Here is a 10,023-nt window from a genome sequence, read left to right on the forward strand (position 1 = left end):
GTCCGCCGTCACCGGCGAATCCGGCGGGGCGCGCGTGCGCGCCGCCACCGATCTTCACCCATCCGGAGGGCTTCAATGAACCTGTTGCGCCCGATCGACCGTTATGTGAGCGTCAACGGCCTGCGCTTCCACGTCCTCGACTGGGGCGGCGAGGGCCGCACGCCGCTCCTGCTCCTGCATGGCTTCACCGGCGCCGCCCGCGCCTGGGACACGCTCAGCATCGCGCTCCAGCCGCACTTCCACGTCTACGCGCTCGATCAGCGCGGGCACGGCGACAGCGATCCCGCGGACGTGTACGGGCCGATCGCCGCGTTCGACGATCTGGCCGGCGTGGTCGACCAGCTCGGCCTCGCTCCGGTGATCATGGTCGGCCTCTCGATGGGCGGCCGCAACGCGATCTACTTCACGGCCAAGCGGCCCGAGTCGGTGCGAAAGCTGGTGATCCTCGACATCGGGCCCGAGATCAGCAAGCGCGCGACCCAGGCGCCTCCCGGGCCGCCGGAGCCCGAGTTCTGGGACAGCATCGAGCAGGCCGCGCAGCACCTCTTCCGCGGCAATCCGTATCCGGGCATCCACTACTACCGCTGGGTGGCGGCCACGAGCCTGCGGCAGCGCCCGGACGGCCGCATCGTGTGGGCGTGGCATCCCAGCGTGAAAACGCTACGCTCGACGGTCGAGGTGGACTGGTGGGGCCTTCTGCGCACGATCCCGGTGCCCACCCTGGTGCTGCGGGGCGAGGAGAGCCCGATCCTCGACCGCGACGTGGCCGAGCGGATGGCGCGCGAGCTGCCCCACGGCCAGTTCATCGAGATTCCCCGCGCGATCCACACGCTGCACGAGGACAATCCGGATGCGGTGCTGGCCGCGCTGAGGCCGTTCCTCGGATTCTGATCGGAGACCCGTCATGGCGGTGGTGAGACTCGAGGTGGCGCGCCGCGAGCCCGTGCTGGGCGGCGCCCGGTTCGGCGCCGTGGGCGCCTACGAGAAGCTCGAGGGCGTGCTCCACTTCGCGGTGGACCCGGCCCGCCCGGTGCACGCCCCGATCGCCGACCTGTCGCGGGCGCCCCGCAACGCGCGCGGCCTCGTCGAGTCGTCGGCCGACTTCTCCCTGCTGCGGCCCGTCGACGGCGGGCGCCGTCGGCTCCTGCTGGACGTTCCGAACCGCGGCCGCAAGATCGCGCTGGGCATGTTCAACAGCACGCCGCGCTCGAACGATCCGACCACTCGCGAGGATTTCGGCAACGGGTTCCTCATGCGGCACGGCTACACGGTGGCGTGGATCGGGTGGCAGCCCGACGTGCCGCGGCGCGACGGGATGATGGCGCTGACCGTGCCGCGCGTGCCGGGCGTCTCGGAGCGCGTGCGCTGCGAGTTCCGGCCCAACGCTCGGGTGGACGTGCTGCCGCTGGCCGACCGCTACCACATCCCACATCCGGTGGCGCGCCCGGACGATCCCGACGCCGAGCTGCACGTGCGCGAGCACGCCGACGGGCCCCCGGCGGCGGTGCCGCGCTCGGCCTGGCGCTTCCCGGACGCCTCCTCGGTCGCCCTCGACGGCGGCTTCGCGCCCGGGCGCATCTACGAGTGCTACTACCGCGCCGAGGATCCGCCGCTGGTCGGTCTCGGCTTCACCGCGGTGCGCGATACCGCCTCGTTCCTGCGCTGGGGCGGCGCCGAGCAGGGCAACCCCTGCGCGAGCGCCATCGACCACTCGTACGTGTTCGGGGTCTCGCAGAGCGGCCGCTTCCTCCGCCATCTCCTCTATCTCGGGCTCGACGAGGACGAGGAGGGCCGGTTCGTGTGGGACGCGGTGGTGCCGCACGTGGCCGGCGCGCGGCGCGGCGAGTTCAACTGCCGCTTCGGCCAGCCCTCGCTGAACGCGCTCCACGCGGTCGGCAGCCTGTTCCCGTTCACCGACGGCGAGCAGGAGGATCCGCTGACCGGCCAGCGGGGGGCGCTGCTCCACCGCCTCGCCACGCGGCCCACCCCGCCGCGCATCTTCACGATCAACACCGCCGCCGAATACTGGCGCGGCGACGGCTCGCTGGTCCACACCGACGTGACGGGCAAGCAGGACGTGACGCCGCCAGCGTTCGTGCGGCAGTACCTCTTCGCGGGCACCCAGCACACGCCGGGGGCCATCCCGCCGCCGGCCGCCGATCCCAACACCGGGGGCCGCGGGCTCCACACCTTCAGCGTGGTGGACTACTCGCCGCTGCTCCGCGCCGCGCTGGTCAACCTGGACCGGTGGGTGACCGAGGGCGTCGAGCCGCCCGCGAGCGCGGTGCCGCGTCTGGCCGATTCCAGCGCGGTCGCGGCCGAGAGCACGCGCGCGGTGTTCGCGGCGATCCCCGGCGCGCGGTTCCCCGATCAGCTGCCCCGGCCGCGGCGTCTCGATTTCGGCTCCGAGGTGGAGCGCGGCATCGTGACCGTGCCGCCGAAGATCGGCGCGCCCTACGTCACGGTCGTCCCCGCAGTGGACGGGGACGGCAACGATCGCCCGGGCATCCGCCCCTCCGAGCTGCGGGTGCCGCTGGCCACGTTCACGGGGTGGAACCCGCGGCACCCCGATCAGGGCGCCCCGGGCGACCTCATGGCCATGATGGGATCGACGCTGCCGTTCGCGCGCACCGCGGCTGCCCGCGCCCGCGCCGGCGACCCGCGCCGCGCGATCGACGAGCGCTACGCGGGTCGCGACGACTACCGCGCGCGCGTCCGGAGCGACGCGCAGGCCATGGTGGCGGCGCGTCACCTGCTGGCCGAGGACGTCGACGCGGTCGTGGAGCGGGCCGGCGCCCTCTGGGACCTGCTCTGCCCGCGCTGACCGCGTCGCCGACCCCCGCGCCGTCGTCGCCTCGTCGGCGCCCGATCGACCTGCCGCCCGCCGTGGCCGCGCTCTGCCCGGCCTTCGGCCCCGCGTCGTGACCGCCTCGTCCATCTCCGTGCAGCACCTGAGCCGATGGTGGGGCGCGACCCGCGCGGTGGACGACGTGAGCTTCGAGGCCGCGGCCGGCCGGATGCTGGTGCTGCTGGGCCCCTCGGGCTGCGGCAAGTCCACCACGCTCCGGCTGATCGCGGGCCTCGAGGCGGCCACGAGCGGGCGCGTCTTCATCGGCGGTGTCGACGTCACGGATCGGCCGCCCGCGGAGCGCCGCCTGTCGATGGTCTTCCAGTCCTACGCGTTGTTCCCCCACCTCTCGGTGGCCGAGAACATCGTCTTCGGTCTGCGGGTGCGCCGCGTGGGAGCGGCCGAGCGGCAGCAGCGGCTCGCGCGGGTGGCCGATCTGCTTGGTCTGGGCGCGCTGCTGGAGCGCAAGCCCGCCCAGCTCTCGGGCGGCCAGCAGCAGCGGGTGGCCCTCGGCCGCGCGCTCATCGCGGAGACGCCGGTGTGCCTGATGGACGAGCCGCTGTCGAATCTGGACGCGCAATTGCGACTCGAGATGCGGCGGGAGATCCGCGCGCTCCAGCAGGATCTCGGGATCACGATGGTGTACGTCACGCACGACCAGACGGAGGCCATGACCATGGCCGACCAGATCATCCTGCTTCGCGAGGGCCGCGTCGAGCAGGACGCCGCGCCGGATACCCTCTACGCGCGGCCCGCCACCGCCTTCGCCGCGCGATTCATCGGCACGCCTCCGATGAACATCCTGAGCGCGCCGGGCGGGATCCTGCTCGGAGTCCGACCCGAGGATATCCGCGTGGCGACGGAGCCCGGGCCCCGGACGGTGGAGGCCCGCGTCAGCCGCGTGGAGTATCTGGGGGCCGATTCGATTCTGCTCTGCGCGGCCGCCGGCCAGACCGTCGCGGTCCGCGCGCCGGGCCGGGTCGAGCTGGGCGGCCGCACCGTGCATCTTTCGTGGCGCAAGGACACGACGCACGTGTTCGACGCGGCGACCGGCTGCCGTCGCGAGGACGTCGCCGACCTGTCAACCTTCTCTCGATCGTGAGGAGATCATCATGAAGGCAAGACTGCTCGCAGGACTGCTGCTCGCCGCGCTGGGCGCGGGAGCCGCGCCGGTGGCCGCCCAGGCGCCGGTGGATGTGACCTTCTACTACCCGGTCGCGGTGGGCGGCCCGGTCACCAAGATCATCGACGGCCTGGCCGCCGACTTCGAGAAGGAGAACCCGGGCATCCGGGTCAAGCCGATCTACGCGGGTACCTACCAGGAGACGATCGTCAAGGTCCTGACCGCGCTCAAGAGCGGCGAGCCGCCCCAGATGTCGGTGCTGCTGTCCACCGACATGTTCACGCTCATCGACGAGGACGCCATCGTGCCGTTCGACGAGAAGGCCACGAGCGCCGAGGACCGCGCCTGGCTCAAGAGCTTCTTCCCGGCCTTCATGCTCAACAGCCAGGCCGGCGGCAAGACCTGGGGCATCCCGTTCCAGCGCTCCACCATCGTGCTGTACTGGAACAAGGAGGCCTTCAAGGAGGCCGGCCTCGATCCAAACAAGCCGCCCGCGACGTGGGCCGAGCAGGTCGAGTACGCCCGGAAGCTGACGAAGCGCGACGCAGGTGGCAACGTCTCGCAGTGGGGCCTCGAGGTGCCGTCGTCCGGCTTCCCGTACTGGCTCTTCCAGGGCTTCACGACCCAGAACGACGTGCTGCTGATGAACCCGGCCGGCAACGAGACCTACTACGACAAGCCGGCGGTGGTGCAGGCCCTGCAGTACTGGGTGGACCTGAGCGCGAAGCACAAGGTGATGCCGAGCGGGATCATCGAGTGGGGCACCACGCCGAAGGATTTCTTCGAGCGCAAGACCGCGATGATGTGGACGACCACCGGGAACCTCACCAATGTGAAGAACAACGCCAAGTTCGAGTTCGGCGTGGCGATGCTGCCCGCGGGCAAGCGCCGCGGCTCGCCCACCGGCGGCGGCAACTTCCACATCTTCAAGAAGAGCACGCCCGCGCAGCAGGCCGCCTCGCTCAAGTTCATCAAGTGGGTCACCTCGCCGCCGCGGGCCGCCCAGTGGGGCATCGACACCGGCTACGTGGCGGTGCGGCCGGACGCGTGGGAGACCCCGGCGATGAAGCAGTACGTGGCCGGCTTCCCGGCCGCCGCGGTGGCCCGCGATCAGCTCCAGTACGCGGTGGCCGAGCTGTCCACCCACGACAACCAGCGCGTGACCAAGGCGCTCAACGACGGCCTGCAAGCTGCGCTCACCGGGTCCAAGACGCCAGAGCAGGCCATGAAAGACGCCCAGCGCGAAGCCGAACGCATCCTCCGCCCCTACCGCCGGTAGCGCGAGCGCTCCAGGGCCTGCACGTGCACCGGACGGACCCGGCGAGCGGGGGGCGGCGGGGGCCCTCCCGGGAACCGTGTCTTCTGCGCGTTGCCGAAGTCGCGAGTCTCCGTCTCGTGGCCCGCCCTGAATGCCGGCACCGGGTCGCGAGTCAGCGTGTTCCCGGGAGGGCCCCCGCCGCCCCCCGCCCGCCGGCTCCGTCCGTCGCAGACGGCAAGGCGGACGACGTCCGCCAACGGAGCGGGGAGTGAGCGCTTCGGGGTGGCGCGTGCACGTGCAGGGGTGGCTGCTGCTGTTGCCGGCGGCGGTTCTGCTGGTGGCGTTCACGCACTTTCCGGTTGCGGCGACGCTCTATCACAGCTTTCTGTCCAACCCGAAGCCGGGGCGGGCGGCGGTGTGGGTGGGGGCCGACAACTACCGGGCGATGGTGGAGGACCCGGTGTTCTGGCAAGTGCTGGGCAACAACGCGTGGTTCGCCCTCGGCACCATTCCGCTGTCGATCGGGCTGGCGATGCTGATGGCGGTGTGGGTGAACGGGCGCATCCCGGGCCGCTCGTTCTTGCGCCTGTCCTTCTTCACCCCCACCGTGCTGCCGATGATCGCGGTGGCCAACATCTGGCTCTTCTTCTACACGCCGGGCTACGGCCTGCTCGAGCAGGTGACCGGGCTGCTGGGCCTGCCGAGCCACAACTGGCTCGGCAGCCGGAACACCGCGCTCGGCTGCCTGGTGGTGGTGACGGTGTGGAAGGAGGCCGGCTTCTTCATGATCTTCTACCTGGCCGCGCTGCAGTCGCTGTCGCCGCATCTGGGCGAGGCCGCGGCGCTCATGGGCGCGAGCCCATGGTACGTCTTCCGTCGCGTGACCTTCCCGCTGCTGATGCCGACCACGCTGTTCGTGCTCGTCAACGCGGTGATCAATTCGTTCCGGCTCGTGGACCACATCGTGGTGATGACCAGGGGCGGGCCGGACAACGCCACCGCCCTGCTGCTCTACTACATCTACGACGTGGGCTTCAAGTTCTGGGATCAGGCCTACGCGGCCGCGCTCACCCTGGTGCTGCTGGTCATTCTCGCCGCGATGGCGCTGGGCCAGTTCGTGCTGCTGGATCGGCGGGTGCACTATCAATGAGCGATCCACGATGACGCCCGGCCGCGCGCTGGAGACGGCGGGGGCGTGGCTGCTCGGCCTCCTGTGGGCGCTGCCGCTCGCCTACGCGGTGTGGACCGCCTTCCACCCTGCCGAGTTCTCGACCCGGTTCGTGCTCGCAGCACCGCTCACGCTGGAGAACTTCGCCAAGGCGTGGGCGGCCGCGCCGTTCGCCCGCTACTTCGTCAACACCACGCTGCTGGTGACGATGATCCTGGCCGCCCAGCTCGTGCTGTGCACGCTGGCCGCCTACGCCTTCGCGCGCTTCGCCTTCGCGGGGCGGTCGATCGCGTTCCTGCTCGTGCTGGTGCAGCTGATGATCATGCCCGACGTGCTGATCGTGGAGAACTACCGGACCATGAGCCGGCTCGGCCTCCTCGACACCCTCGGGGCCATCGGGCTGCCCTACATGGCCTCGGCGTTCGGCATCTTCCTGCTCCGCCAGACGTTCAAGACGGTGCCGAAGGAGCTGGACGAGGCGGCGCGGGTGGAAGGGGCCGGGGCGCTGGAGACGCTCTGGCGCGTGTACGTTCCGCTGGCCCGGCCGGTCTACATCGCCTACGGGCTGGTCTCGATCAGCTACCACTGGAACAACTTCCTGTGGCCGCTGATCGTGACCAACTCGGTGCAGTCCCGGCCGCTGACGGTGGGGCTGCAGGTCTTCTCCTCGGGCGATCAGGGGGTGGACTGGTCGATCATCACCGCGGCCACCTTGATGACGTCGGGGCCGCTGCTGATCGCGTTCCTGCTCTTCCAGCGTCAGTTCGTGCAGAGCTTCATGCGCGCCGGCATCCGCTGAGCGCCGGGGCCGACCGCGCGGACCGGGCCACCGCGCGGCACGTCACGGCCGCATCAGGATCTCGACGGCGCGCGCCACGTCGGAGCTCTGCAGGCCGCGCCCCGGATTCGTCAGCAGCAGGCGGGAGCGCAGCGGGCCCATGCCCGGATGGTCGTCCACGATCAAGTAGCCGGCCACGGTGTGCTCCGCGAGCCAGGCGGCGATCTCGTCGCCGCGGTCGGTGCCGGGGGCGCCCCGCGGAGTCTTGTCGATGACCGAGCCGGTGAATCCGGCGGCCTCGAGCAGGGCTTGCAGCTCGTCCACGGTCCGGCCGTGACGCCATGTGGAGGACACCACGATGTCCGCGCTCGCCTCCGCCACGATCTCGTTCAGGACCCGGACACAGGCGGGCTCGAGATCCTCGTAGCGATCCCAGCGGCGGACCGGGGCGAGAACCCCGTCGATGTCGAGGAAGATCACCCGACGGGTCACGCCGGGGACGAGGCTCCCCGCGGCCAGACCGGCCTCGCCAGATCGGAGAGCCGGCCCACGCCGAGCCCGGCCGCCGGCCTCACGGGGCGGTATACGCGGTCTTCACCGTGGTGTAGAACTCGGCGGCGTACCGTCCCTGCTCGCGCGGTCCGTACGACGACGCCTTCCGGCCCCCGAAAGGCACGTGGTAGTCCACCCCCGCGGTGGGCAGGTTGACCATCACCATGCCGGCCTGGGAGTTCCGCTTGAAGTGCGACGCGTGCTTGAGCGACGTGGTGACCACTCCCGACGAGAGGCCGAAGGGAGTGTCGTTGGCCACCGCCAGCGCCTCGTCGTAGTCGCGCACGCGAATCACGCTGGCCACCGGGCCGAAGATCTCCTCGCGGTTGATGCGCATCGCGTTGGTGGACTCCGTGAAGAGCGCGGGAGAGAGGTAGAAGCCGCGCGCGTCGCGCTTGAGGGTCTCGCCGCCCCACGCCAGCCGCGCGCCCTCCTTCCGGCCGACTTCCAGGTAGCGGAGGTCCTGGTCGAGCTGGCTCTGGTCCACCACCGGCCCGATGTCGGTGCCCTCCCGCAGGGCGTCGTCCACCTTCAGCGCCTTGAGGCGCTCCACCATCGCGGCCACGAAGCGGTCGTGGATGCCCTGGGTCACGATGAAGCGGCTCGAGGCGGTGCACCGCTGGCCGGTCGAGAAGTACGCGCCCTGGATGGCGCAGTTGACCGCCACGCCGAGGTCGGCGTCGTCGAGGATCACCAGTGGATTCTTGCCGCCCATCTCGAGCTGCACCTTGCCCATGCGCCCGACGACCTTCTGGGCGACCGCCCGTCCGGTCTCGACCGAGCCGGTGAAGCTGACCCCGGCCACGTCGGGTGAAGACAGGATGGCCTCGCCGACGACCGCGCCGCGTCCCATCACCAGGTTGAAGACACCGGCGGGCAGGCCGGCCTGGCTGATGATGTCGGCCAGGGCCCAGCCGCAGCCCGGCACGAGGTCCGCCGGCTTGAAGACCACGCAGTTGCCGTAAGCCAGCGCCGGCGCGATCTTCCAGGCCGGGATCGCGAGCGGGAAGTTCCAGGGGGTGATGATGCCGACCACGCCGAGCGGCTCCCGCGTGATCTCGACGGTGACCCCGGGCCGGACCGAGGGCAGCTGCTCGCCGGTCAGGCGCACCACCTCGCCCGCGAAGAACTTGAAGATGTAGCCGGCACGGGCCGCCTCTCCGATGCCCTCGGGCCGGGTCTTGCCCTCCTCGCGGGACAGGAGCGTGCCCAGGTCGGTCTTGCGCTCGAGGATGGCGTCGCCGATGCGGTCGAGGGCATCGGCGCGCTCCTGGAGATTGCCCCGCGCCCACGCCGGGGCGCCCGCCACCGCGGCCGCGATGGCCCGGCCGGCCTGCGCGGCGTCGGCCCGCGCGTACTCGCCGACCACGTCGTCGAGATTCGACGGGTTCAGGTTCCGGTTCGTCTCGACGCCGGACACCCATTCGCCTGCGACCAGATTGCCGTGTGCCGTCATAGGGGCTGCTCCATGATGCCGGTCGAGGACCGGGTTTGGCGACGATGCTCAGGCGGGGGCGAAGATGCCCTCGGCCTGCCCGACCGCCGAGCTCTCGGGCGGTGCCGCCGGCGACGGAGCCGCGAACGCGGAGTCGCGCTGCAGCGTCGGCATGACGCGATCCGCGAAGAGCCGCATGTTCAGCTCGGCCTCGTGGTGCGGCATCCCGCCGAATGCGAACTCGGTGACCAGGTGGTCCAGGCCGGTGAGCCGCCGCAGCTCGGCCAGCTGCTGGAGACATTCGTCGGGCGTGCCCACGACCTGGATCTTCACGTAGAAGTCGGCCGCCTTCTGCCGGAAGCTCGGGTCCTTCATCTTGGCGTAGGTCTTGGCGGTCGCGCCGTACGCCTCGTAGCCCTTCACCGCGCCGAGGTGTCCGTCCGAGAAGTGGTAGTGGGCGTCGATCGAGTCGAACTTGCGGCTCAAGTACCTCACCGCGCGCTCGTGCGCCTCGGCGCGGCTGTCCGCCACCGAGACGTTGGTCAGGATGATCGGCGGCCGCGGCGGGTGTCCCACGCCCTGCGCGATCTCCCGGTAGCGCCGGATATCCTCGGCCGCCTTCGGCCACTCGTTCTGCATGATCACCAGGACGCCGAAGCCCAGCTTGGCCATGATCTCGGCCGACTCCGGGCTGACCGAGGAGGCGTAGATGCGGCGCTCCGGATGTGAGATCGGACGCGGGCGAATGGACGTCCGCGGGATGGTGAAGAACTCGCCCTGCCACTCGAAGACGTCCTGGCTCAGCGCACGGACCACGATCTGAGCGGTCTCCACGAAGCGGGCCCGGGCTTCCTCCATGGG

9 protein-coding genes are annotated in these 10,023 nt (G+C 70.9%); 6 read left to right on the forward strand and 3 right to left on the reverse strand.

Translation table 11 applies throughout. The features are described from left to right. The first annotated feature begins 75 nt into the window (after nucleotides 1-75). The 6 genes from VKN16_07865 to VKN16_07890 all read left to right on the forward strand — a co-directional run bounded on the left by VKN16_07865 (nucleotide 76) and on the right by VKN16_07890 (nucleotide 7,196). Complete coding sequence (locus tag VKN16_07865) at nucleotides 76-891, forward strand: alpha/beta hydrolase (GenBank protein ID HME94114.1); 816 nt, start codon at nucleotides 76-78, stop codon at nucleotides 889-891. A gap of 13 nt (nucleotides 892-904) precedes the next feature. Beyond that, complete coding sequence (locus tag VKN16_07870) at nucleotides 905-2,824, forward strand: alpha/beta hydrolase domain-containing protein (GenBank protein HME94115.1); 1,920 nt, start codon at nucleotides 905-907, stop codon at nucleotides 2,822-2,824. A 97-nt stretch (nucleotides 2,825-2,921) separates the two neighbouring features. Continuing rightward, nucleotides 2,922-3,950 carry an ABC transporter ATP-binding protein gene (locus tag VKN16_07875; GenBank protein HME94116.1) on the forward strand — a complete coding sequence of 343 codons (1,029 nt, stop codon included), beginning with the start codon at nucleotides 2,922-2,924 and terminating at the stop codon, nucleotides 3,948-3,950. A 10-nt stretch (nucleotides 3,951-3,960) separates the two neighbouring features. Beyond that, nucleotides 3,961-5,250 carry an ABC transporter substrate-binding protein gene (locus VKN16_07880; GenBank protein ID HME94117.1) on the forward strand — a complete coding sequence of 430 codons (1,290 nt, stop codon included), beginning with the start codon at nucleotides 3,961-3,963 and terminating at the stop codon, nucleotides 5,248-5,250. Nucleotides 5,251-5,497: 247 nt separating this feature from the next. After that, nucleotides 5,498-6,379, forward strand: a complete 882-nt coding sequence (locus VKN16_07885; GenBank protein HME94118.1) for a sugar ABC transporter permease — start codon at nucleotides 5,498-5,500, stop codon at nucleotides 6,377-6,379. 10 nt (nucleotides 6,380-6,389) lie between these two features. Further along, the gene (locus VKN16_07890; GenBank protein HME94119.1) at nucleotides 6,390-7,196 is read left to right on the forward strand and encodes a carbohydrate ABC transporter permease; all 807 of its coding nucleotides are present in this window, start codon (nucleotides 6,390-6,392) and stop codon (nucleotides 7,194-7,196) included. 42 nt (nucleotides 7,197-7,238) lie between these two features. Here VKN16_07890 and VKN16_07895 read toward each other — a convergent pair whose 3' ends face one another. From VKN16_07895 to VKN16_07905, 3 genes are all read right to left on the reverse strand, one after another. Then, entirely contained in the window at nucleotides 7,239-7,667 is a 429-nt protein-coding gene (locus VKN16_07895) for an HAD domain-containing protein (protein ID HME94120.1), read from the reverse strand. Nucleotides 7,668-7,746: 79 nt separating this feature from the next. Continuing rightward, on the reverse strand, nucleotides 7,747-9,183 hold the full coding sequence (locus VKN16_07900) for an aldehyde dehydrogenase family protein (protein HME94121.1): 1,437 nt from the start codon (nucleotides 9,181-9,183) through the stop codon (nucleotides 7,747-7,749). A 48-nt stretch (nucleotides 9,184-9,231) separates the two neighbouring features. Beyond that, nucleotides 9,232-10,023: LLM class flavin-dependent oxidoreductase (locus tag VKN16_07905; protein ID HME94122.1), on the reverse strand; the 792-nt coding region annotated here is incomplete at its 5' end.

The organism is Candidatus Methylomirabilota bacterium, assembly GCA_035315345.1.
In the GTDB taxonomy this organism is placed as follows: domain Bacteria; phylum Methylomirabilota; class Methylomirabilia; order Rokubacteriales; family CSP1-6; genus CAMLFJ01.